We start from the raw sequence: 25810 nt of genomic DNA on the forward strand, positions 1-25810 counted from the left end.
CGGCAGGCAGGTGATACGGCAGGTCGCGACGCGACCTGCCATGCGGGAGTGGGACATGACCTCAATCCTCGATGTCATCGATGACCGAGACGAAGGCCCCGGTACTGGTCACGGACGGCAGCAGCTGGCTCAGCACACGGTTCCAGCGGCTGACCGGCGCGGCGGTCACGTAGACCACATCACGCGGTTGCAGCGGGAAGCGCGCGCCCAGCATCAGCGAGGTCGCATCCGAGATATCGAGAATGAAGACCGTGGCCAGCTTGTCGGACTCCGGCGAATTTTCACGCACCACGAAGACGCCTGACGGATTGGCGCGGTCCTCATCGACCCCGCCGGCCCGCGACAGCGCATCGGTGAGGCTCAAACGTTCATTGCCCACCGGCATGTTGCCGGGCTTGAGTACCTGACCGAGCACGAAGACGTTCTGGTCTTCCGCCACCGGCACATTGATCACGTCGCCATCCTTGAGCAGACGGTTCTGACGCATGTCGCCCTGCTGCAGCAGCTGATAGAGACTCAGGTGCTCCTGCTGGCCGTCGCGCGTCAGCGTGATGTTGTGGGTATTGGCCAGTGCGGTGACCCCGCCGCTGGCACTGATGGCATCGATCAGGGTCAGCGGAACATCCGTGACCGGCACGAAGCCGGGTTCGGTCACGGCGCCACTCAGATAGACGCGTTTGGAGCGGAACTGCGCCACCGAGACATTGACCTGCGGCTCGGTGATGTAACGGGACAGCCCCGCGACCAGCGCGGCGCGCACCTCATCCACTGTCATGTCGCGAATGTTGATGCGCCCGACATAGGGGTAGAACAGCGTGCCATCCGGCTGGACGATGTAGGTCAGTGCCTCGACCGTCTGACGCTGCACACCGCTTTCCTGAGCCAGGTCCAGCGGCGTGCTCAGGTTGATGGCCAGGATGTCGCCGCCGCCCACGCGGTAGACGTACTGCTTGATGTCATCGACCAGCTCAGGCGGCGCGGGAGCGGTCTGGGCGGGGCGTGCGCGATAGTTGGAGATCAGCCCGGGGGTGATCGGCGTGACTTCCACCTGGTCGGTCAGCGGCGCGACCTCGGCTTCATAATCCATGTGCCCACCGGGCGCGAAGGCACACCCGCTCATCGCCAATACCACGGCGGCAAATGAGAACGCCCGGAGCGTCGTTCTGACCGGTATATCCATATCCTGTCTCTTCCCCTGTGATCCTGACCGCTACCGCCAGGCGCTGTTTCGGCACGCTACCGCCCCGAGGAACTGGCGTTCTCCCCTGCTGCCGATAGCGGCGCCCTGTTGGCGTACATGTCATCTGTCATGGAGTGGTCACGCCTGCCCTTCGATACCCCTGCGATATCCCCGGACACACGTCAGGCATGTGTCCATGACACATGCCCATGACCGAACTCCGAAATGGAACGTTTATTAGTATTTTAGTAATTCACTACCAGGCACCTAACACATGAAACATATTGCATTGATCGACTTTCTCATCAATCAAGACAACATGGCTCATTTGATTAACCGATACTTATAAGATTGATCGCACCAACATTACTGATTACTTCTTTCTTGCACTTTTATTGACATTTCCGTTCAAGCGACTCGTTGCTTGAACCTGTCAGGAGCTACTGTCGACGGAAGGTTTGTGCCGCCCCTTCAAGCAGGCGAGATCTGTCGATCTCGTGGGCGAGTCAGCTGGCACGGCAGCGTCAGAACGGGATGAGAATTCATGCCCGCATGCATTCCATGGAGAGGTGCGATGATTGAGGTGCAACGTTCGATCGCCCGGATGCGCCTGCGCCATCTGCCCGACCTGGCAGGTAGCGCGACCTCGAATGAGGCGACCGCCCAATGCCCCGCAAGGCAAGGGACACGGCCGCTGGCGCGTAAGGCACCGACGGCTTCATCAATCACGTCCAATATATCAAATCCATTTAATACAATGTGTTACTGACATTCTCTGCCTGAGCTGACGCACTATCCTGTACGTCTGTGGCAAGCTCGGGTCTGACTGACCGCCCAGCGGCAATGACCCCGACCCCAGACTCGACCCCGGGACTTGATGCCTTCTCATGAGGCATTTCGCCGTACCCGGTGTCGCCCGCTGGAGCGGTACCTCTATCCGCCTGACTGCCCATCTGCGAGGCCCGGCCTGCTCTTGTCTCGTGCTTGTATCGCGCTTGTGTCGCTCGACTCCTGCGCATGCTGTCTGCATGCCTCAGCCCTACCCGACGACCTCGGTAGGCCTTGACATGATGCACGTCGCAGCGAAGAGAACCTGGCGCTTTACCGGCGACGTCTGATTCGCCAATAAGCGACATTACTGTCCCCTCTTCAACAGGGCTGATAATAAATCAATTGACTTCAACAGCAAGGAATTGTCGGGTCGTCGAGACGATTGTACTGGCGGTGGTAACTTTAAGCTGTTTCCCCTAATCCTCATCATTGGCAGTCAGGTACCCGACAGACGACAGATTACCCTTAGCGCATCTAATGCATATTGCGAAATAAAACTACTTTAATTTAGCAACAACTCATCATCTGACTCATCTTTGCAGAATGAGAAATCCCAACTGCACTTTGCACGGGCCCCGCATACGCTCCGCAGATCCCTGGATACGCCCCGCAAACGTTTAGCAGATATTGCGCAGATGCCTCGACCACGCCTGGGCACGCCCCAAAGACGAAAAGGCCAGGGGGTGTCAGCGACGCCCCCCTGGCCTTTCCAATAGCGATCATGAGCGACGCAACGTGGCCGGCTTTCCTGAACATGCCTTTCCTGAACATGCCCTTCCGTCACTTGGGTGTCCGCTGCGGACACTCAGGGCGTCACCTCCAGCCCCGAGGTGTCCTGCGCCGGTTGGTGGCTGCCATACAGCGCCAGATGCCCGCTCAGGGCGGTATCGATGTGGTAACTGGCCCCGTAACGGCGCGCGTTGCGGGCGAAGGCACGCCGCAATTCAGCATCCCCCACCAGTCGCCCCAACGCCTCGGCGTAGCGCTCAGGCGTGTGCTGATCAACCACCAGGCCGTTGCCGACCCGATGCACCACCTCGGCACAGCCGCCGACATCGGTGACCAGCACCGGCAGGCCACTGAGCGTCGCCTCCAGCAGCGAGATCGGCAGCCCTTCCCAGGCGGATGACATGATGAAGGCATCGGCGCTGGCCAGCAGCCCCGCCACATCCGATATATTGCCCAGCAAGCTGACCTCATCATCGAGCCCGAGCGCCTCGATCTGCGCCATCAGCTGTGCCTTGTGCGGGCCCTCCCCGGCGATCCTGAGCGTGAACGCCAGGCCCTGCGCCTTGAGTCTGGCGCAGCTTTCCAGCATCAGGGGGTATTGCTTGGCATCGGTCAGACGTCCGATCGCCGCCAGCTGCACCGGGGCCTGCTGATTCGCCTCGCGCCAACCACTGGCCTTGAGACGCGCGCCGGAGACGGCGTTGTCGATCTGTACCACCGGACGCGCCGCAATCGGCGCCAGCTTGTCGGTGCAGGCGCGACAGATACCGACGTAGGCCGTCACGCGACGATCAAACAGCCGGAACATCCAGGCCGGCGCGCCCAGTTCGATGCTGTGCACCGTCATCATCACCGGCAACTGACGCGGCAATCCAAAGGCGAACATCAGTGCGTAATACAGGTGGCAGTGCACCACATCCGGCGCGAAGCGCGTCACTTCCCTGCGCAGCCTCGTCACGCCTCGCCACGGGCGACGGCGTGTCTCGATGCCCAGAAACGAGTAGCTGACATTGCCGGCACTCAGCTGGCTCAGAAAGCGATGCTCGTATTCGAGGTCACGGCCACATTCCGCGGCGGTTTCCAGAAAGGTGATATGCACACTGTGGCCAGCGGCCACCATCGCCAGACTCAGGTCCTTGACGTAGACCTCGGCGCCGCCAGAGGCGGGAGTCGAGATGACATGCATGATTCTCACGGCGATAGCCTCCTGCTGTCGTTCATGAAAAAAGTGAGGGCGGCTGCCCTCACTTGTCTGTCCACTGGCTGTCTTGCCTACCGCCCTCATCCAGGCGGTCGACATGCCGATCAGATCACCTTCAACAGCGCCGGGGCCTCCAGGCCCTCAAGCATCGTGCGCCAGCTGGCCTCGACGGTATTGCGCGAGAAGCGGTCCAGGCCGTAATCCACATTGGCGCGCAACCTGTCGAGCACCGCCTCATCTCCCAGCACCTCATCAAGCTGACGAGTCATGGCCTCCACATCACCCTGCGCGACCAGATAGCCATTGACGCCATGCTTGATGATCTCGCCCGGCCCGGCCGGACACGCGAAGCTGACACAGGGCACGCCACAGCTCAGCGCCTCGACCAGCACCAGGCCAAAGCCCTCGAAGCGCGACGAGAGTACGAACAGGTCCGCCGCGGCGTATTCGCGCCGGATGTCCCGGCATTGGCCCGGCATCTGCAGCTGATGGGTAATCTTCAGGCGCTCGGCCTGCGCCATCAGGGCGCCACGCTCTGCGCCCTCGCCGACGATGCGCAAGACCCAGCCATCACGGGTCGCCTCAGGCAACGCCGCCCAGGCCTCAAGCAGCAGATCGAAGCCCTTCTGCGGCTCGAGGCGGCCGACGGCCACCGCCACCCTGGGCGACCTGGCGTCTCGCAAGTCCACCACCTGCTCAGCACTGCTCTCACGACTCTGAAGCGCCTGACGCTCGGCGACGACATGCTCAAGCGGATTGAGGTTGGGCACCACGCTGAGTCGCTCGCGTGCGGCTGGATGCAGCTGCTCCCAGTACTGGCGGTCTTCATGCGACAGCACCACGATGCGGTCGGCGCGATGCGCCGCCAGACGCCGCGCCGTATCACGGCGAGCAACGCCGAGATCCGAGGTGGCATTGAAGTGCTCCCAGCACAGGTAGCGCGTGCGGCGACAGAGCAGCGTCGGCAGCAGGAAGGGCAGGAAGCCGATGCTCTCGACCACCACCACCACATCCGGGCGCTTGCGCAGCACCACCCACAGCAGGCGCAGGAACAGCCACAGGCCGCGCACGGCGCCCAGATGCGAGCGCTCGGGATAGAGTGATTCGTGCACGATATCGTCATGCAGCGGATAGGGACTCTCCGCCGGGCCATATTCGCTGAGGATCTCGACCTGATAATCGCCACTGGCGGCCAGCATGTTGGCGGTATCGGCGCAGGCACGTTCGGTGCCGCCGGTGCGTGACTGGGCACCGGTATAGAACAGGATATGTTTATGAGTGCTCATGAGGCGTATTGGCTCCGGCGGACAAGTTGCCGGGACAATGCCGGGCTCACTGCATAGCTCATCAACAGCGCCTGCTCCTTCAGCGAGAGCTGGCGCAGAGATGACCAGGACGCTTGTCGCACCTGATCGAGCACGACCTTGCGCACCCGCGAATCATCCGCCGTCTTGTTGATCGCCTGGCGCATGATGAAGCTGACGCCGACGAACCGCAGGCCGCGGATTTCCAGCAGGGCCATGCCGTGCGTCGCGGCGAAATGCTCGCGATAATGCTCCGCGAAGACCCGCCAGCTGCGGTGGAACTTGTCCAACTCCTGGTTGCTGAACGGCTTGCGCGTCAGAGAGCCGTCACTGCGCTTGTCGAAGTAATACAGCACCTCGGGCAGATACAGCACGCGCTCTGCACGTCCGAACAGATCCAGGTTATAGAGGCCATCCTGCGATACGGGCAGGTCAGGAAAGCTCAGCGAGCAGGCCAGGTCGGCGCGGATCGCCTTGCCCCAGGGAGACGACACGATGGTGTCATGCATGAAGTCACGAAAGGCCCGGGCCAGCGGGCGCTCCTCGGCCTGCTGGCAGAATGCCAGGCTGTCGTGATCGCCCTTGGGGCCTTGCAGGCAGTAGCGGAAGACCACCGCCTCGGGCGAGTCGAACGCCTCGATGCGGGCCTGCAGAATATCCAGCGCGCCAGGCGCGAAATGATCATCAGCGTCACAGAACAGCACATAGCGGCCGCTGACCAGGCTCAGACCATGATTGCGCGTGCCACCCGGCCCCATGTTGTGAGGATTGCGGCGCAGAACCAGCCGCCCGGGGATGTCAGGCGTCTCGCCGGGCGGCGTGGACACTGAGGATTGCTGCTCCATTTGCTGCTGCGCCTGTCGCTCAGCCCACAGGAATCCATCATCCGTCGAGCAATCATCAATGATGATGTGTTCATAGGATGCCTGGTTGTCACGCAAGCTGTTGATGCAGCGCGCAAGACCATCCCCTGAATTGTGATTTGGCGTCACGATGGAAAAGTAAGGCGACTTCCCTGTATAGCGTTCCATGCCCTGCCTTCTTTATTGTTCACTGTCATTGACCAGCACAGCCGACCAGCGCCCTCGAAGCAGAGCACACACTGCACTGAAGAGTGGGTCAGTTCTTGCGACTGACTTTTATTCGCAATTTCTTGGATTTTAGTGCTTGAGCCCCGTTCATCCGACAGGAGCTGATCCTGGACTGAAGATGACAGGTGAACGACGTCACCCTGAGGAGTGGACACTGGAGGGATGTCCGCTCGTGAGAAAGGTAGTGGCAGAAAGTGGCAGAAAGTGGCAGCAAATGGCGACACTTCCTGCCCCGCCGTTGACCACAGACTAATAATCCCCCCCAGCCCAAACAAGCTGCGCTGTCGCCAAAAGCCGAAATCATGAGCGTTTATGCGCCAATCCTCCGGCAACTCATGCCAGATACTGAGAATCAGTGACTACTGAAATACGCCCCGCCCACTGAGCCAATTGAGCCAGCACGATCAAAGCCGTCATGCCCGCGGCCTTATGTGACGCACATCAACGTGAGCACTTTGCGCGAGTGTCATACTGCCAGAGCGCGATGCAGGCTATGATGGCAGACATTGGTCGGCCTCCCCGCACGCCCACGGCGCCCGCTCTCAAGCTCCCTTGCCTGACAGCGCCAGGCGTCGCGCATGTTGAAGCCAGCGCCGCCCTGCCCTTTCTGTTCTATCCCCCCTTGCACACGGAGACTTCATGGAGCCTTGGCAACTTGTCGCCATCATGATGAGTCTGGCACTCGCCAGCTATATCCAGACCCTGACCGGTTTCGCCTTCGGATTGATCGTGATGGGTCTGCTGGCGACCCTCGATGTGCTGCCCATCGAGAGCGCCGCATTGCTGTGCACTCTGCTGGGCCTGTTCAACAACGGGATGGCCATGCGCGGGCACTGGCGAGAGATCCATCCGCGCCTGGCGCGCCGCCTGCTGGTCACCAGCCTGCCAATGTTGCCGGTGGGCTATTTCCTGGCGGTCTGGCTGGGCAGTGAAAGAGCCCCACTGTTGGGCATGTTGCTGGGCATCGTCATTCTGATCGCCTGTCTCGCCCTGCTGGCTCAACCGGGCCCGCGTGCCACGACATCGCCACGCTGGCACTTTCATACCGCGGGTGTGCTGTCAGGCCTGATGGGGGGGCTGTTCGCGGCCAATGGCCCGCCTCTGGTGGTCGTGCTCTATCGTCAGCCGATGACCCTGATCGCCATTCGCTGCACGCTGTTCGGTGTCTTCATCGTCACTGGCATCGTGCGCATGGGCCTCAGCATCGCGGCCCCGGGGCGTATCGGCGACACCCTGCCCCAGCTGCTGCTCGTGGGGCTGTCGGGCGCCCTCGTCGTGATGCTCTTCACCGAGCTGGCGCGTCGCTTCCCGCCGCCCTTGAGTGACAATCGTCTGCGTCAGGTCGCCTATGCCATTCTGCTGGTCTCGAGCGTCAATCTGATCATCAAGGGCCTGATCTGATGACTCAGCCCCCACCAGCCCATGACGCGGCTGATTCAGCGAGCGATGAAGGCTTCATCGAGTTGTCGGAGAGCACGATTGACGCCATCAAGGCGGCGGGCAGAAAGCTCGATGAGGACGTGCAGGCGGGATGCCTCCCTGCGGGCAGCTCACGCTGGATGATGGCACCGTCGGGGGAGCGTTTCTGCATTCGCCATTCCGGCCCATCCATTGATGAAGAGACTGATGAAGACTCTGATGACGAGTGTGAGCCAGGCGCTGACACGCATCGCCAGTCACTGGTGATTCGCTGCTGGCAGCGTCTGCTGGCTCATGTGAAGCGCGCAGGCGTTGCGCGAGGCTGACTCATCGACAAAAGCCCTCGATAGAGCCTGCAACAAGAAAGGGACTGCCCATGGGCAGTCCCTTTTGTTTGCTTCATGGCCTCAAGCGCAGTCGATCACTCTACCGTGACACTCTTGGCGAGGTTGCGCGGCTGATCGACGTCGGTGCCCTTGAGCACGGCGACGTGATAGGAGAGCAGCTGCAGCGGCACCGCGTAGACGATCGGCGCGAGGAAGCGACAGACGCCTGGCACGGTGACGACGTGAACACCTTCACCGGCCTTGAGGCTGACTTCCGGGTCCGCGAACACGAACAGCTGACCGCCGCGGGCGCGAACTTCCTGCAAGTTGGACTTCAGCTTCTCCATCAGGTCATCCATCGGCGCGACCGCGACCACCGGCATGTCTTCGTCAATCAACGCCAGCGGGCCGTGCTTGAGCTCACCTGCCGCGTAGGCTTCGGCGTGGATGTAGGAGATTTCCTTGAGCTTGAGCGCCCCTTCCATGGCGATGGGATACTGGCTGCCACGGCCGAGGAACAGGGTGTGGTGACGATGCATGAACTTCTCCGCCAGCTGCGCGATTTCCCCATCCAGCGCCAGGGATTGCTCGATCACATGCGGCAGGTCCTTGAGGCGCATCAGCAGCTGACGGCTCAGCAGGTCATCCGTCTGACCATCGCCCTTGGCCTGACGCAGCGCCAGGGTGGTCAGCATCAGCGCTACCAGCTGGGTGGTGAAGGCCTTGGTGGAGGCAACCCCGATTTCCGGCCCGGCATGGGTCAGCAGTGACAGGTCGGATTCACGCACCAGCGAGCTGCCCGCCACGTTGCAGATGGCAAGGCTTGCCAGATAGTGCCCGGCCTGCGGGCCTTCACGGTTGAGCTTCTGGATGTCGCGCAGCGCCGCCAGCGTATCGGCGGTCTCGCCGGACTGGGACAGGGTCAGGAACAGTGTCCCCGGCGCCGCGACGCGCTCGCGATAACGGAATTCCGAGGCCACCTCGACCTGAGCCGGAATGCCCGCGACCTCTTCCAGCCAGTAACGCGCCACCATGCCGGCGTGATAGCTGGTGCCACAGGCGATGATCTGTACCTGTCGCACATCGGCGAACAGCTGTGTCAGGCGTGCCACATCCACGACCTGCTTGCCGCTCTCGCTGCCTTTCTCGCTGCCAGCGCTGGCGGCGAGGAAGGAGTGGCGCGAGACATCGAAGGCCTCCAGACGCACGCCCTGCGGGTCCAGTCGCTCGGCCAACGTGCGCGACAGCACACGCGGCTGCTCCATGATCTCCTTCATCATGAAGTGGCGATACTCGCCCTTGCCGGCGGCTTCGACACTGTGTTCGTAACGCACCACTTCACGCGTAACCGGCGTCAGCTCATCGCGGTCGCCGGTACGTTCCAGCACCTGGATACCCGCCGGCGTGATGGCGACCATGTCACCTTCATCGAGATAGATGAAGCGATCGGTGACCGGCAGCAGCGCCAGCGGATCGGAGGCGATGAAGTGCTCATCGATCCCCACACCGACCACCAGCGGGCTGCCCTGACGGGCACCGACCAGCAGTTCGGGGTTGCGCTGCTCCATCACCGCCAGCGCGAAGGCGCCATCGAGACGCGCGGTGACCGCGTTGACGGCTTCCGGCAGTGCCAGACCGCTGCACAGTTCGCGATCGACCAGGTGCGCGACCACCTCGGTGTCGGTCTCGGAAGTGAAGACATAACCGGCGCCTTCCAGCTCGCCGCGCAGCGCTTCGTGGTTCTCGATGATGCCGTTGTGCACCACGGCGACCCGCTCACTGGAAAGATGCGGGTGCGCATTGTGCTGGGCAGGACGCCCGTGGGTCGCCCAGCGGGTGTGCGCCACGCCGATGGCGCCGGACAGCGGCGCCTCACGCAGCTCGTCTTCCAGCGCACGCACCTTGCCCACGGCACGCGCACGGCGCAGTTCTCCGGCAGGGTCGATGACCGCCACGCCAGCGGAGTCATACCCGCGGTATTCGAGGCGATGCAGCCCCTCGATCAGAATCTTGCTGATATCACGCTGAGCCAGACCGGCAACGATGCCACACATGAGAAATTCCTCTACTGCGTGCCACCCTCATGGGGAGCGTGGCACGACTGAATGGATGTCTTTCAGGGAGTGCGTACGCAGATCAGGTACGCGTGCTGAATCTTTCAGCGACGTTCAATGCCTGCTTGAGCCTTGATGGCTGAGCATTGACGCTTGAGCACTGACGTTTGAGCACTGATGCCCGGGCTGTGATGCCAAGCGGCAAGCTCAAGCCTGATTCAGCAGCAGGGTGTCACCGCGGCCGACCGCGTAGTACATCAGGCCAGCGGCCTTCATGGCGGCGGGCTCGAACAGGTTGCGGCCATCGACCACCACCGGGAAGCCGAGCTGGGACTTCAGCCACTCGCCATCCAGGGTGCGGAATTCCTTCCACTCGGTGCAGATCACCAGCGCATCGGCACCCTTGACCGCCTGCTGACGGTCCGCGACCAGCACCAGCTCATCGCGCTCGCCGTAGATGCGGCGGCATTCCTTCATGGCTTCCGGGTCATAGGCCTGCACGGTCGCGCCAGCGGCCCACAGCGCTTCCATCAGCGTGCGGCTCGGCGCATCGCGCATGTCATCGGTATTGGGCTTGAAGGCCAGACCCCAGACGGCGATGGTCTTGCCCTTGAGGTCGCCATCGAAGGCGCGTGACAGCTTGTCGAACAGCGTGACCTTCTGGCGCTTGTTGACGGATTCCACGGCGGTCAGCAGCTCGGCTTCATAGCCGATCTGGCTGGCAGTACGTGCCAGCGCCTGGACATCCTTCGGGAAGCAGGAGCCACCATAACCACAGCCCGGATAGATGAAGTGGTAGCCGATACGCGGATCACTGCCGATGCCGCGACGCACTTCCTCGATGTCCGCGCCCAGGCGCTCGGCCAGGTTGGAGATCTCGTTCATGAAGCTGATCTTGGTCGCCAGCATGGCGTTGGCGGCGTACTTGGTCAGCTCGGCGGCACGCACATCCATGAACATCAGCTTTTCATGATTGCGGTTGTAGGGGGCGTAGCATTCGCGCATGCGCTCACGCACCGCTTCGGAATCGGTGCCGACCACGATGCGCGCGCCACGCGTGAAGTCGTCCAGCGCCGCGCCTTCCTTGAGGAATTCCGGGTTGGAGCAGACATCGAAATCGACGCTTGCACCACGGTCCTTGAGCACGTCCTTGACCCGCGCCTTGACGCGGTCTGCCGTGCCCACCGGCACGGTGGACTTGTCGATGATGACCTTGTAGTCATTCATGTGCTCGCCGATGGTGGTGGCGACGGACAGCACGTACTTGAGGTCGGCGCTGCCGTCTTCATCCGGCGGCGTGCCCACGGCGATGAACTGCAGCACGCCATGCTCGACGGCTTCACGCGCGTCGGTGGTGAAGCTCAGGCGACCGGCTTCCACGTTGCGCAGCAACATGCCTTCCAGGCCCGGCTCATAGATGGGAATCTCGCCCTGCTTGAGACCCTCGATCTTGGCGGCGTCCACATCCATGCACACTACGTCGTGGCCGACGTCGGCCAGGCAGGTACCCGTGACCAGACCGACATAACCGCTTCCAAAAATCGTGATCTTCATTGATGTCATCCTTGCTGGCCTTGTCGCCAGATCGTGTCGTGATACTCAAAGTGAAACGAGGCAATGACGGCTGAATCCTGTGCACATCTGACGGCTTTTCAGCGGCAATCGAGGCGGACTCCAGGGCATTTCGCCGTAAAGTCCTGCTCCCTCAAGACTCCCTCAAGACTCCCTCGAGACTGCCTCGAATCTCTCTCAAGAGATGTCTTCGCAGGCGGAATTTCCCGCCTTCATTGGCCGAAAATGAAATGCCGACAATGTCCTGTGCAAGAGGATCAACCCCCATTGAACAGCGATATTTCGTGACAGCGGCGCGAGGTTACCCAACCCGCGGGCCAGAAGGCTCGCAGGTGATTGCAGGTAGACTGCAGGTAGCTCGCAGGAAAAAGACGCGCCGCTTGAGTCAGTGACGGGCAATCATCGCTGCCCGAAGTGTGGCTCTGTTATAAAGCAACTTCGTGAAAAGTCATCCTGTCGGGCGCAATATGATCCAAAACATGACCCTATATAACTTGTGACTTATCTTTCTGATCCTGCCTGTCGCAACTTCTCTGATATGCCGCTTGATCAATTGACTACCCGGGCGGCAATGGCCACCTCATGGGCGGCCATGCCTTCGCGCTAGAGTCATCATCAAATCAGAGCCATCAGCCAATGAGAGCCATCAGCGGCGCGGCAGCCATCAGCGAAAGTAATGCTTCGCGAACGTCGCCAGATGGCCATGCTTCATGGCGACCGGCGCCTTGCGCAGGAAAAAGGCCAATGACAACGGCGAGAAACGACTGCCGGTGGCACGGGCAAACATGCGCCCCTTGGTACGCGCCTTGGCCGGCGTGCTGTAGAAATCGCTGCCGGAGGTGACCCCCGCATGGGCGACGATGCCCAGATTGGCACGCATCAAACGCGCGCCCTGACGACGCGCATCGCTCAGCACGATGAACTCCTCGCCGGAGGGTTGATCGGTGCCCAGGCCGAACTGCTCATCGAAGCGTGCATGGAACTGGCAGAGATCCAGCGCCATGTCGACCGAGCGCACGCGCGCCAGTGACATCAGGCTGTGGGTCTTGAAGGACACTGGCGGCGCGGGCCGATCCGGGTCTCGCTCATGCAGCGGGAAGGCCTTGACGTGGGGGAAGCTGATCGCGGCCGCTTCGGTGCAGGTAAAGGCTTCCATCACCAGCGCGACAGCCTGGGGATGCAGCTCGATGTCGTCATCCAGCACATAGGCGTAGCGCGTGGCACAGGCGGCCAGCGCCGTGTTGCGACTCTTCGACAGACCCCGCCCGTCGATCGCCAGGTACTCGAAACGGCTATCGAAATTGGCCAGCGCGTATTCGCGATATTGCTCGCGGCTCGCGGGGGCTGACAGCTGATGCACGATCAAGAAGCGCGCGCCGGGCAGCGCATCATGGCGCGGCACGCTGTAGAGGCCGTCATCCAGGGTCGAGATCAGGAAGGTCAGCTCCGGCACCTGACGACGCGCGCTGTCATCCACCTGGCGTGCCCCGACCAGCACGCGCGGGCGCGAATCGAGGGTCGGCTGCGCGCTTGCATCGGCGTGGCGGGAAGCCGCCGTGGACTCGGTGGAAGGTGTCGCGGACGCCGCGACATCCTGTTCAACGATGTTTTGCATAACCGTTCACCGCGTAATGGACAAAGTTGCGACTGGCGCTGATCACATCCATCCCCAGCACCTCACGATACAGACGCCACTGATAGGCGGCGGCCTTGAACTTGTTGGACGACACGCTGCTCTCGCGACGCGTATAGCGCGCCAGCGGTTCCGGCATGCCCTGCGCCGGGCCCAGCTGACCGATGATGATCAGCCACAGCGCCAGGTCCTGACGCTTGCGGATCGTCGGCATGTAGAAGCGCCCGTAGCGACCGGCGTCATAGATGGCGGTCAGACAGCCGATGGAGTTGGAGCGCAGCATGTCGTCACGCGTCAGGCGCTCGGGCGGCGCGAAGTACGAGACGTGCTCGCCCTGCTCATCGACCATCTCGTAGCCGGTGTAGGAAAGCCCGGCGCCGGTGTCCTGCATGAAGGCGATCTGACGTTCGATCTTCTCGGGCAGCCAGGCATCGTCGGCATCCAGAAAGGCGATGTAGCGGCCCTTGGCCTCGGCGATGGCACGGTTGCGTGCCCGGCCCGGGCCACCGTTGGTATCGGTTTCCAGCACGCGGATCTCGACGCCAGCGGTGTCCAGCGCCGCGAAGTCGTCACGCAGACGACTGGCGGCACCATCCGGTGAGGCATCGTCGCTGATCAGGATCTCGCGTACCGGCTCGCTCTGGGCCAGTACCGAGTCGACGGCGGCGTGCAGGCGGCGGTCATAGCCGTAGTTGGGCATGATGACGGAGACATCAGCCATGGGCCTTCTCCTCAAGCGGCTGTCGCTGAACGCGACGCGAGTGTGTGTCTGGGCGCGTGTCTGCGGATGAGTCCTGACGCGCCTGCTCGGTAGTCGCCGCATCGCCGGGCGTCGGCGGCGCGAGACGCGAGATCAGACGCTGATATTGCGGCAGCACCGCGTGTGCGCTGTAGCGATCAAAGCTCTGCCAGGCACCGCTTGAGAGACGCAGCAGAAGCTCGTCATCGAACTCGAGGCGCGCCAGCTCGTGGGCCAGCTCCGCGATGATGGCGGCATCTTCACTGCCATCCGGTTCCGCGCTGAGCATCCCGTCGCGGCCATGCTCGATCAGCGCCAGCGGGCCGGAACGCACCGGGCGCGACAGACACGGCAGCCCCTCACGCTTGGCCTCGATCACGTTCATCGGCAGGCATTCGCGCTCCGAGGTCAGCAGCAACAGGCGTGCACGCCGCAGCTCGTGGGAGACGTCCCTGAGCGCGCCGGTGAACAGTACCTGAGTGCCGGCAGGCACCGTGCTGTCGTTGGCGCCTTGGAAGACGCGCAGGCCCAGTTCGTTGCACAGCGCCAGCAGGCGTTCACGCTCCGGGCCGTCACCGACCACCACCAGGCGACCGCGACGGTAGCCGGAATCCGCGAAGGCACGAATCGCCAGATCGAGGCGCTTGATCGGCGCCAGACGCCCGACCATCACCACATCGACCTGATGCTCGCAGCCGCTGCGTGCCTCGTCCGCCCGCTGGTCATCCAGATAATTGGGAATCACCGTCGGCGTGAGGCCGCGGCGACGCCAGCATTCGGCATCGACCTCATTGAGCACCTGCAGCACGTCGAGGTGGCGATAGGCCAGCTGCTTGACGATGCGCTTGGCACGGCGGTCGTGGTGATAGGCGCTGTGCTCCTGGGCGATGATGCGCGTGCGCGGACGCGGGCGCCCCTCGCCATCGACGCCACCGGTGCCGCGTGCCGCCAGCTGCGCCGCCAGATGGAAGGCAAAGTAGCCGCTGACCATTACCTCGATCCGCTCCTCCAGCATCAGGCGACGCAGGTGCGTCACCCAATGGCGGAAGTTCTGGCGCGTGCCGGTGGCGGGCAGCCCGAGGGTGCGATATTCGACACCCTCCAGACGCCCCCAGTAGGGCTCGCCTTCGCGCACCGAGACCAGCGTGACCCGATGGCTGGCGCTCAGGTCCCGCGCCAGACCATGCATCACCTTCTCGACGCCACCACAGGCACTGATGTCCTGAATCAACAGAGCGACATGTGCCATATCAGGCTCCTCGCACGACAGGCTCACTGTCATGAGCGGCAGTCGCGCTGTTGTCACCGGCAGGCGCATCCGCGGCCACGGCAGCGGCCGCCTCGGCAGCAGCTGGCGCAGCAGTGGCCACCGGTGCCGGGAAGGCAGCGTCATTGAGCTTCAATTCACGCTGGCCCCAGACGCCGGCACGCCCCGGTGCACGACGCAGGAAGTCACGCGTGATATCGGCGGTGATCGCCAGCTTCTCGGCGATGACCTTCTCGGCCAGCGCCGGGAAGGCCTTGTCGGCGACCAGCTGTTCGATATCGGCCACGATGCGCGCCGGGTCGAAGTTCTCGATGTCCTGCACGCTGTCGCCGAGACCGAAGTCACGCATGATGCCCGGCGCCTTGGGACCGCAGTAGGACAGCGCGTAGACCGGCGTGCCGGACATCAGCGCGAAGATGACCGAGTGGAAGCGGGTGCCGACCAGGAACTGGGCATCGCGGTAGAGATCGACCAGCGCATCCGGGCTCGGGTCGCCCTGCACCAGCTCGATACGCGTGGCGAGGTCTTCCCCGCCCGCCGTGGCCAACGCCTTCTGCAGATGATCGAACACCAGCTGGGAGATGCGCTGGTCATTCTCGATATCGGTCGGGCCCAGCACGTGCGGCACCACCAGCAGGCGCTCGATGCCCAGACGCTCGCGGGATTCCAGCAGTGAGCGCGACAGCACCTCGACACGCTCGGCGAAGGCTTGCTGATCCAGGCCCCACCAGTCGCGCAGGGTGATCACGGCGTACGGCGAGGCCACGCCATTCGGCGCCTTGACCGCGGCATGCTCGTCGCTGGCACGCGGGGCCATGGCGAAGGCCATGTCGGTGCCCAGCAGCGCGTGCGGCAGCTTCGGGTCGGCCTTCTGGGTCATGGCGTGGGTGATTTCCTCACGCGAGACCACCAGGCAATCGCTCAGGGTGCGCAGGAAGAAGCGCTCCTGGGCCGGGGTCTTGAACGGGCCGAAGGAGTGACCCAGCAGCAAGACGCGCTTGCCGGCCTTGCGGGCCAGCATCACCGGCGCCAGATAGCCGATCAGCGCCAGCCATGAGGACAGCGTCTTCTTGAAGCTGCCGTTGTGGAAGATATGACCGCCCTTGACGACCACCAGGTCCGCGGCGTCGATGATGTCGTTGCCACTCCTGCCCTGCTTGCCGAACATCATCTTGGCGCCCAGGCCAAGCAGCGAGGTCACGAAACGCAGCTTGTCACGCATCGGCGGCATCAGCGGCTGGCCGACGGTGACGCGTTCACGGTAGCGGCGACGAATATGGCGGAACGGGCCGCGCTCGGTGGCGAACACCTGATCATCGATGGGCAGGATGTCGATGCGGTGGCCTTCGGCCTTGGCCACACCGGCGCCGGAGACATCGCTGCGGCCCTGTTCGGCATCGATCAGCTGATCGAGGAAGTCGATGGTGCCCATCAGGATGGCGGAGTCGCCCTTGTTGTCGTCATGCCATCCGTGCGTCATGCATATCTTGGCCATGCTGTTCGTCCTTCTGTCCGTAATGTCGCGATTCGAACGCGCGATGCCTGAGGGCTGTGTCTGCATGCCCGGCATCGCCGTCATGTCATCAACCGGAAGGCACAGATGCTGACCTTCCGATTCCTGCTGCGCTCGTGAAGCCCGGTCAGGCACTCGCCGCAGCGTTGTCTTCGTGTGCCTTGCCGCCGCGGGAGAGGGATGGCTGGAAGAGGATCGCCATCGCCAGCATCACCACTTCGGCGGCGACCGGCACACACAGGAAGAGGCTGTAGAGATCGACGCCCAGAAGGCTGCCGGTGTCGCCGGACGCGTTGCCCAGCGAGTGATTGAGCGCCGCGATCGCAAGGCCCCCGCCGACCACCAGGGTGGCGCCGGTGCTCTGGCACAGCAGGCGCTTGCCGTTGAGGCGCAGCGCGGCCAGACGCGTGAAGGCGCAGGTGACGAAGGCGTGCACCAGATAGACCAGCGCGAAGGCGCGCAGCGTCAGGGTCAGGCGCGGGTAGGCGCCGCTCAGGAAGTGTTCCGCCAGCCACGGCGCGATCAGCGCCAGTCCTCCCGCCACCGGCAGCGCGAAGCCACTGGCGATGACCAGGTACTCCTTGAGGCGCGCATCGCCGTGGGTCAGCTTGGGCAGGTAGTAGCGATACAGGCTGGTGGGGAACACATAGAGCGCGAACACGATGGAGGTCACCACCGAGACACTGGCCACCTGAGCGGGCGCAAATGCCAGCCCGGCCAGAATCACCCAGGCCTGCAGGTAGGCGAACGACATCAGGTTGTTGTAGAGAAAGCCGCGACCGCGCGCGAAATCGGCCTTGCTCGGCAGGCAACGCTGGCCTGCACCCTCTTGCCCCACGCCCTCATCGCCCGCCGCCGCGTCGGCCTCGGCCCGGGCATCCGCCAGCGCATCTCGCGACAGCCACATGCCCAGCGCCATCACGATGACCAGCGCGATGGCGCTGACCATCACGAAGGTCGGCACCGGCGCCAGGCCGAACATGCCGGCGGGAGTGGTCAGGTCAGCGCTGAACTCGGCGCCGGTCACAAGCTCGACGCCCTGATGATAGAGCGCCGGCCCCGCGGCGCAGGCGACCGCGATCGCCACCGCCAGCGAGATCAGCACCGTCATCAGATTGACGCGACCCAAACGCTCCTGACGCTGCAGGCGCGAGTTGATCATCTGCAGGCCGACCTGCTCCGCCGCGGCGCGCAGCGCACAGAAGGCGAAGATGAAGGCCGACAGGCCCAGCAGCGGCGCGATGCCGACAGCGAAGCCGATCGCCAGCAAGGCATACAGCGAGATACCGACGCCCATCCAGCGGCGCAGTGCCGACGCGCTGGCGCCGTCGCGGGTGACCAGCAACACCTCGTTGCCGCCCATGCGCGCCAGTACACCCAGCAATACCGCGTAGTTGAGGGCCAGCGCGTATTCACCGAAGGCCTCCGGTGCCACGGCACGCGCCAGCAGCAGGCCCGCGGCGGAGGACAGGCCGCGCGCCATCAGATTGAACAGCGAGAAGATCAGCGCTTCGCTCATGACTGGCCTCCGTTGCCGACGACCAGGGCTTCATCGCTGAGGAAATAGAACTCGTAGTTGTTCAAGAAATCGTGGTCCTGATTGCCGGCCGCCACCTTCAGCGACATGAAGAACAGCGCCATCATCAGCACGCCGCTGATCAGGCTGGGCAACAGCTTGTCGCGGAAGTGCTCGATCACGTCACAGATGACGAAGATGGCGAACGGCAGGAAATAATAGCTGGCACGTGCCACATGCTCACCGTAGGTGATGAACAGGGTGTAGAGCGCCACGCCGATGAACATCAGGTTGAAGGCCCAGGGGTCCAATGACAGGCGGAAATGCTTCCACATCACCAGGGTGCCCAGGCAGATCAACAGGTAGATGACGTAGAGCTTCTCGCCACCGCCGGAGAAATCCTCGAAATAATGCGCATAGAGGCCCAGCGCACTGAGAATGCTCTTGGCCAGCGGCCCGGCCACGAAACACAGTGGCAGCAGCCCCAGGTAGAGCCAGAACGGGTAGGCACGACGCAGCAACGGATAGATCACCAGCAGGGGCAGATACAGTGCCAGGGTGTAGTGGAAGCTGGTACCGACGAGCATCAGCACCAGCGCGGGCAGCCGCATGCCGCGCTCCAGACACGCCATCGCCAGCATGAACAGCGCAATCGCCACGTGCTGCTTCACGAACCCGAAGGCCGACAGATAGATCAGCGGCAGGCAGACGAAGAACAGCAGGCACCAGGCCAGATTGCGACGGCTCATCACCAGTGCCGAGACGAAGCACGACACGTAGAGGATGGCGGTGATGATGAAGAACAGCTGCGGCTCGCCCCAGGCCCGCGCCATGCGTGCCAGGGCAGCAGGTGCGGGCTCGAGAAAGCTCAGGTCGACCTGCCAGGTGGCCATCTGGCGGTACGAGAAGTAGTCGTACCCTGCGTCGTAACGCAATGCCATGAACGCCAGACACAGCCCACCGGCCAACCAGGCACCCACCATGCGGGTGCGCTCGTTGGCGGCCAGCGGCAGGATTGCCACCAGCAGGGCCATGAAGCCGACGTAATAGCCACTGACGGTCAGCATGCTCAGCGTGCCCCGAAGCCGGTCAGCATGGTCTTGATGGTACGGCCGACGATCAGCAGGTCGAGCCACACGGAGAAGCGCTTGATGTAGTAGAAGTCGTGCTCGAGCTTCTCGCGGGTCTCGTCGGCGTCAGAGGCATAGCCCTGAGTGACCTGTGCCCAGCCGGTGATGCCCGGACGCACCACGTGACGGTAGTTGTAGAACGGGATCTGTTCGGCGAATTCGTTCACGAACTTGACCTGCTCCGGACGCGGGCCGATCAGGCTCATCTCGCCCTTGAGCACGTTGATGAACTGCGGCAGCTCATCGATGCGGGTCTTGCGGATCACGCGACCGATGCGGGTCACGCGCATGTCATTGGCCTGGGCGAACTGGGCGCCGGTCTTCTCGCTGTCGTGGCACATGCTGCGGAACTTGAACATGCGATACGGACGACCGCCCTGGCCGACACGTTCCTGGACGAAGAACACGCCACCCGGTGAATCGAGGCGGATCAGCACGGCGGTCACCAGGCAGATCGGCAGCACGAACGGTGCCACGGCGAGCACGGCCAGCATGTCGAACAGACGCTTGAACAGCTCATATTCACTGTTGGGAGCCAGCTGTCCGAAGCTGTTCTCACGCACCTGATCGAGCTCGACACGACCGGTCAGCGACTCGCGGACTTCGCTGGCGTCATAGACCGGAATGCGATGCAGCACGCAGTTGGCCAGGAAACGCTGCCATTCTGCCGGCATGTCGGCTTCCAGATCGGCGACCACGCCGTTGTAGCGCTCTTCGCCGAGATCCGGCGCGCGCATCAGGTTCCAGCGTGCCCCACGGGTGGTGAACAGGCTGCGATAGTCACCGAAGGGCACCACGGCCAGCTTGCGGATGCGGGTGCGCTGCTCGGCCCAGAAGCCGATGGAGCAGATCAGCATCGCCGCCAGCCACGAGCTGCCGAGCACGATGCGGCTGAAGCGCAGATCCAGCGCGATCAGTACGCTCATCGCCAGCAGATAGCTGATGGTGATGGCCGGCAGCACGTAGGCGAACGCCTTGGCGCCGGGGTAGCGCGACATGTGACGAATCGCCTGCAATGCGAGCAGGAAGCCGCCGCTGGCGGCGATGACACTGTGCATGCGCATCTCGCTGACCCACGGGCGCAGGCCATTGATCAGCAGCAGCGGGACACCCACTGCCAGAATCAGACCGACGATGACCTGACACAGCGAGTTGAACATCAGTCGCTCGTACATGCGGGAGTGGCGCTGACGCCCTTCCAACCCGGAGCTTGCATGGTTCGTCGTGGTATTCATATGCCGTTACCCCCTTGGCTTGCGTTCGTGTTGTGGTTCCGTTCATCACGCTCGGAGCCGCTGGTGCCGTCGCTCGACGGCGTGCTACCCGATGCTTCACCCGTACTGCCTCGGCTCTCGCCTCGACTGCCGATCCCCACTGCCAACGAGGCACGCAGTCTCGGACATCGGGTTCGCGGGCTCTAATGCAAGTGGCCGCTAACCCTTGGCGCCACCCTGGTACTGATAATCGTGATAGCTGTAGCCGTAGCTGTAGGTCGTGGTGGCCTTGCGCTCGACGGCATTGAGAATCGCGCCATCGACGTGCACGCCACTGGAGGCGAAGCGCTCCAGCGCCGCTTCGATTTCCTTGGGCGAGTTATGCATGAAGCGCGTCACCATCACGCTGACACCGCACTGCTTGCCGACGATGGCGGCATCGGTGACGGCCAGGATCGGCGGTGTATCGACGATGACCATGTCGAAGTTGGCGCTGGCCCACGTCAGCAGGTCGCTGAAGCGTGACTGCAACAGCAGCTCCGACGGATTGGAGGGCGAGGTACCGCGCGCCACGTAGCACAGGTTGCTCGGCGCGCCATTGGCGGCCACCCCTTCGCCAGGCGCCGCAGAGGCGGTCTCGGACATCGCCAGACTCGGATCAGTGATGCCACGCACGATGCTGTCGCGGTCGGCCTTGCCGAGCAGGAAGTCGCTCAGGCCCGGCGCGGCGTCGCTGTGCTGGACACCCGCCATGCTCTGGTGGACATGGCCACGGCGCATGTCGGCATCGATGACCAGCACCCGGTTGCCGGCCTGGGCACAGACGGCGGCCAGGTTGGCGGACACGAAGCTCTTGCCGATGCCCGGGCTCGGGCCACAGATCATCAGGCGATTGTCGGGGGCTTCCATCATCGCGAAGTGCAGGCTGGTGCGCAGACCGCGCAGACCCTCGATGGAGAGATCCGCCGGATTGCGGATCGCCAGCAGCCCCGGCGCGACATTGTCATTGGCCGCTGTGGCGACACCACGCCCGGTGAAGCGCTTGAAGCCACGCGCCAGACGACGGTTGAGGCGTGCCTGTTCTTCGGAGAGCGGCAGGGTCGCGTGGACATTGAGACCCAGGTCGGAAAGCTCCGACGGCGTCTCGATACCGCGATGCAGCATGGAGCGCAGCAGCACGAAGACCACTCCGAGCATGCCGCCCAGCAGGGTCGCGATCACCACGATCATCGCCTTGCGCGGGCTGATCGGATGCGGCTGTGCGACGGCCTCGTCCAGTATGCGGATATTGCCGATGGTGCTGGCCTGGGCGATGTTCATTTCCTGGGTCTTGTTGAGCAGCTGCACGTAGATCTGCTGATTGACCTCGACTTCACGCTCCAGGCGCAGGATTTCCTGCTGGGTGTCCGGCAGATCACCAACCTGCTTCTCCAGCTCCTTGCGGGTCTGCTGCAGGTCCGCACGCTTCTTGCGCAGCGCCACGTAGTTGGGGTGACTGGGGTTGAACTTGCCGGACAGCTCCGCTTCTTCCAGCTGGGTCTCGTTGATCTGATTGTCGATATTGACCAGCTGCTCGAGCACCGACTTGGTCTCGAGATCCAGATTCACGCTATCGCTCTTGCCGCGATAGGCATTGAGACGGTTCTCGGCCACTTCGAGGCGCTCACGCACCGTCGGCACCTGCTTCTTGAGAAACTCGAGCGACTTCTCGGCTTCGGCGGACTGACGCTCGATGTTCTGCTGCTGGTAGGTCTCGGTGATGCGCTGCAGGGTCTGCTGGGTGCGCAGCGGGTCTTCGCCAACCAGCGCCAGGCCCAGCACCCCGGTTTCCTTGCCCATCTCGGCCACCGCGAAGCGTGAACGCAGCGCATTCGTCGCTTCCAGGGTCGACTGATGCATCAGCGTGAATTCAGCGCCCCTGGCCGCGTCCAGTGCGCTGACCTTGAGCGTCACCTCGCCCAGCGGGCCATCGAAGCGCGAGGCTTCGCCGACCACACCGGTGCCCAGCGCATCGCCGTCGTACTGCAATTCGTACTCACCGCCCTCTCCCAACGACACCAGCGTCAGCGGCACATCGTCCCAGGCCGCCGGCACTTCCAGGCTGGCCACGTCGATCGACTCGCCGGCCCAGACCATGCTGGAACCGGCAAGCCAGCTCGGACGCGCGAATTCGTGGGTGCGCAGGAAGGTGCCGATCAGCGGGTACTGATACGGCTTGACCACCAGATCCAGCTGCTCCTTCTTGACCGTCTCGCCCAGCACCAGACGTGAGGTGATGATCTGGATCTCGGACTCGGACGGCGGCGCCTCGCCACGCAGCAGACTGGAGACATCACGCAGCGGGTTCATGTTGCCGCCGCCCTCCTCGACCTGCACCAGCGCATCGGCCTTGTAGATCGGAGTGGCCAGCAGCGCGTAGAGCACCGCCAGCACGGTGAAGGTGCCGGTGATCAGCGCCAGCGTCAGACGGCTGTCATACAGCTGGCCCAGCATGCGGCCGAGATCAAGACTGGTGCGCGCGGGCACGCTTGACGACTCGCTGGCCGAGGCCTGACGCGTGGTGTGGGAATTGCGGTTCGACATCGTTGGGTCACTCTCCTGGTGTCCTGCCCGGCCACGGCGGTGCCGGGCAGGGACGCCTTGACGACCCCTCGCCTTACTGGCCGAGGGTATCGAGGTTGTCCTGGATTTCGGTGCTGTAGTAGATGGAACTCACCGTCGGCAGCAGCTGGGTGATCACACGGTTCCAGCGCGAGACCGGTGCGGCGGTGACATAGACGACGTCCTGCGGCTTGAGGCCGAAGTCCGCGCCCAGAATCAGCGCCGTGGAATTGCGCGCATCCAGCTGATAGACGGTGGCCAGCTTCTCGGGGTCTTCACGATCTCGACGGATGACGAAGATGCCCGACGCATCGGCGGAGTTTTCCTTGATGCCGCCGGCACGCGCGATGGCATCGGTCAGCGAGATCGGGCTTCTGCCCAGCGGCAGGCTGATGGACTTGTCCACCTCGCCCATCACGAACACCTTCTGGGTACCGACATCCGGCACGTAGAGGGTGTCGCCATCCTTGAGCAGGCGGTCATTGCCTGCCTCATCGTCGGCGCCATTGCGCTCGGCCAGCAGCTCATAGAGGGAGATGGTGGTCTCTTCGCCATTGCGCTTGAGCACCACGTTGTGCCAATCGGCGTCTTCGGACAGACCGCCCGCCGCCGCGATGGCGTCCAGCAGGCTCAGCGGCACATCGCTGATCGGTTGCACGCCGGGAGACTGGACCTCGCCGGTAATCCGTACCTTCTGGCTGCGGAAGGCGGCGACCTTGACGTCGATCTGCGGCGCATTCAGGTAGGGCTGCAACTTCTCGCCGAGATCACGGCGAATCTGGTCCAACGTCATGCCACTGACCTTGACGCGACCGACATAGGGATAGAACAGCGTGCCATCGGCGTGCACGACGTTGCCGGCTTCCTGCGCACTGCGCTCGGAACCCGTCGGCAAGGTCAGCTCGGGATGGTCATAGACGATGATGGTCAGGATGTCGCCGGGGCCGACACGGTACTGATAGTCCGGTGCCAGACTGGCGCGCGTGCTGCTGTTGAGCTCCTGGGCCAGCGCCTTTTCAAGCTCACGACGCTGCTTGTCATCGCCACTGGATTGGCGTGATTCGGCGTCTGCGCGCGCCTGGGCCTTGATCAGGCCAAAGGTGATCGGTTCCACATCGACGATGTCGTCCACCGGCGCAGCGCTGGTGTCGTAGTCGATGTTGCCACCGGGGGCGAAGACGCACCCGGCGAGCCCGGTGAGGGCGCCGATGCTCAAGCTGGCGCCCAGAAGTCGTGCTATCAGTGCATTTTTCATCTGAAGTCCGTTGAGTCGACAGGCCCGATGACCCGGCACCCCAGTGCCATGATCATCGCGCCTTCCCCCGCCGCACATGGCCGCCGGGATGGATTCGATAACGTCTTCAGTTCCTGCTGCGTCATGCGTGTCGCCGGCCTTGCCTGGCTGTCACGCGGCTGCCGAGGGTGGGCCCTCGTGCATTTAGGTACCGGACCCTGGCGGTCTCGGCGTCTTGCGTCTTGCGTCTTGCGTTTTTCGACTGACTGCTGCGACCTCATTCACGCTGCGCCAGTGTGATCCGCAACGCTTACAGCGATATTTCCGCCATATGAATCATGCACATGGCTTGTCATATCCCGCCGTCATCCCCAGTCAGAATGTAGGCGCATCGCTCAAGATGTACGAAACACGACCCTGAACCGCAACCGACGATGCTCAGACGGCAGGTGCATTCAATGTGCTTTCCACTTGCGGCTCTGACACCACTCTCTGCATGGCGGCCTTCATGCCACTCTTGCTGTCATTTGGGCAATATCTTCAGCGCCATTGCAGAGCAAACTTTCTGTAGTTTTTTTACCGAAATACGGCACACCTCTTTCGACCACAGCCCACGACCCATGGAGCTGCCAGAGGATCTGCCGCTGAATCAGTAACACCAATGCCGCGGCATCGCCGTGCATTGGATCACGCCATTCGTGGCGTTTTTGGCAAGGTGACCAAACCCTGTCTGCCGTGCATTTTACCTGATACACGCCTCCCGCCAATCAGCGCTCTGTTACAAAAATCCAATAAAAACATTGGTTTGTAGCGCCGAAAGTACGCTCGATGTCGCCACTTCCACGAAAGACGCGTTGCCGATGGCAGACACCCCAAGCCCCATTTCGTCGGCAATGCGACACACTCAAGCGCAGGATTCCAGTCGCCACGCGGACCCCGTCTGGCGTAGCGCCCGGTGGAACATCGACAGTCACGTCGCCAATCATCCACACCCCAATTACTCTTTTTTACATAAATAATCCTCAAGCGATCAACGCGAATAATACGCAAGGCTTCACGCTAGACAGTTCACATATTCTCGTTAACATGAGCCTCGCTTTGCCAAGACTCATCGGCTTTGTGTCTGTGTGGAGAAGGACTTCCTGCATCAACCGCTCAGCGGCTGACACCTGACAGGACTGTCAGGCGCAGACAGCAAGGCGCAACGATGAATTTCGGCAAGCGCATGACCAGGGAATACGGTCATGACAGGAACA

16 protein-coding genes are annotated in these 25810 nt (G+C 62.9%); 1 reads left to right on the top strand and 15 read right to left on the bottom strand.

Annotated elements, in window-relative coordinates:
- Positions 1 to 61: 61 nt before the first annotated feature.
- The 4 genes from CLAM6_RS11665 to CLAM6_RS11680 form a co-directional block, all read right to left on the bottom strand.
- Positions 62 to 1180 (bottom strand): polysaccharide export protein, encoded by a 1119-nt coding sequence (locus CLAM6_RS11665; RefSeq protein ID WP_054556249.1) that lies wholly within the window; start codon positions 1178 to 1180, stop codon positions 62 to 64.
- A 1636-nt stretch (positions 1181 to 2816) separates the two neighbouring features.
- Positions 2817 to 3926 carry a glycosyltransferase family 4 protein gene (locus tag CLAM6_RS11670; protein ID WP_242007822.1) on the bottom strand — a complete coding sequence of 370 codons (1110 nt, stop codon included), beginning with the start codon at positions 3924 to 3926 and terminating at the stop codon, positions 2817 to 2819.
- Positions 3927 to 4045: 119 nt separating this feature from the next.
- Positions 4046 to 5227 (bottom strand): glycosyltransferase family 4 protein, encoded by a 1182-nt coding sequence (locus tag CLAM6_RS11675; RefSeq protein ID WP_153636198.1) that lies wholly within the window; start codon positions 5225 to 5227, stop codon positions 4046 to 4048.
- Positions 5224 to 6276, bottom strand: a complete 1053-nt coding sequence (locus CLAM6_RS11680; RefSeq protein ID WP_107336366.1) for a glycosyltransferase family 2 protein — start codon at positions 6274 to 6276, stop codon at positions 5224 to 5226. Before CLAM6_RS11680 ends, CLAM6_RS11675 begins: the two co-directional genes overlap by 4 nt.
- Positions 6277 to 6975: 699 nt before the next feature.
- Here CLAM6_RS11680 and CLAM6_RS11685 point away from each other — a divergent pair.
- Entirely contained in the window at positions 6976 to 7737 is a 762-nt protein-coding gene (locus CLAM6_RS11685) for a sulfite exporter TauE/SafE family protein (protein ID WP_153636199.1), read from the top strand.
- A 439-nt stretch (positions 7738 to 8176) separates the two neighbouring features.
- Here CLAM6_RS11685 and glmS read toward each other — a convergent pair whose 3' ends face one another.
- The 11 genes from glmS to CLAM6_RS11740 form a co-directional block, all read right to left on the bottom strand.
- Positions 8177 to 10135, bottom strand: coding sequence for a glutamine--fructose-6-phosphate transaminase (isomerizing) (gene glmS / locus CLAM6_RS11690; protein WP_153636200.1), 1959 nt, complete (start codon positions 10133 to 10135; stop codon positions 8177 to 8179).
- A gap of 207 nt (positions 10136 to 10342) precedes the next feature.
- A complete protein-coding gene (locus CLAM6_RS11695; protein WP_153636201.1) occupies positions 10343 to 11689 on the bottom strand; it encodes a UDP-glucose dehydrogenase family protein in 1347 nt (448 codons plus the stop codon).
- A 682-nt stretch (positions 11690 to 12371) separates the two neighbouring features.
- Entirely contained in the window at positions 12372 to 13322 is a 951-nt protein-coding gene (locus CLAM6_RS11700; protein ID WP_153636202.1) for a glycosyltransferase family A protein, read from the bottom strand.
- Positions 13306 to 14061 carry a glycosyltransferase family 2 protein gene (locus tag CLAM6_RS11705; protein ID WP_043334128.1) on the bottom strand — a complete coding sequence of 252 codons (756 nt, stop codon included), beginning with the start codon at positions 14059 to 14061 and terminating at the stop codon, positions 13306 to 13308. The genes CLAM6_RS11700 and CLAM6_RS11705 overlap by 17 nt, the downstream gene beginning before the upstream one ends.
- Complete coding sequence (locus CLAM6_RS11710; protein WP_159055859.1) at positions 14054 to 15328, bottom strand: glycosyltransferase; 1275 nt, start codon at positions 15326 to 15328, stop codon at positions 14054 to 14056. The genes CLAM6_RS11705 and CLAM6_RS11710 overlap by 8 nt, the downstream gene beginning before the upstream one ends.
- A 1-nt stretch (position 15329) precedes the next feature.
- Positions 15330 to 16841 (bottom strand): polysaccharide pyruvyl transferase family protein, encoded by a 1512-nt coding sequence (locus CLAM6_RS11715; protein ID WP_172978702.1) that lies wholly within the window; start codon positions 16839 to 16841, stop codon positions 15330 to 15332.
- A 145-nt stretch (positions 16842 to 16986) separates the two neighbouring features.
- The gene (locus CLAM6_RS11720; protein WP_153636205.1) at positions 16987 to 18378 is read right to left on the bottom strand and encodes a hypothetical protein; all 1392 of its coding nucleotides are present in this window, start codon (positions 18376 to 18378) and stop codon (positions 16987 to 16989) included.
- On the bottom strand, positions 18375 to 19442 hold the full coding sequence (locus CLAM6_RS11725) for an EpsG family protein (RefSeq protein ID WP_131432419.1): 1068 nt from the start codon (positions 19440 to 19442) through the stop codon (positions 18375 to 18377). Before CLAM6_RS11725 ends, CLAM6_RS11720 begins: the two co-directional genes overlap by 4 nt.
- A gap of 2 nt (positions 19443 to 19444) precedes the next feature.
- Positions 19445 to 20740, bottom strand: coding sequence for a sugar transferase (locus CLAM6_RS17990; RefSeq protein WP_153636206.1), 1296 nt, complete (start codon positions 20738 to 20740; stop codon positions 19445 to 19447).
- A gap of 198 nt (positions 20741 to 20938) precedes the next feature.
- Positions 20939 to 23302 (bottom strand): GNVR domain-containing protein, encoded by a 2364-nt coding sequence (locus tag CLAM6_RS11735; protein ID WP_153636207.1) that lies wholly within the window; start codon positions 23300 to 23302, stop codon positions 20939 to 20941.
- 73 nt (positions 23303 to 23375) lie between these two features.
- Complete coding sequence (locus tag CLAM6_RS11740; protein WP_107336354.1) at positions 23376 to 24575, bottom strand: polysaccharide export protein; 1200 nt, start codon at positions 24573 to 24575, stop codon at positions 23376 to 23378.
- Between the last annotated feature and the right edge of the window lie 1235 nt (positions 24576 to 25810).

The organism is Cobetia sp. AM6 (genome assembly GCF_009617955.1).
Lineage (GTDB): Bacteria > Pseudomonadota > Gammaproteobacteria > Pseudomonadales > Halomonadaceae > Cobetia > Cobetia amphilecti.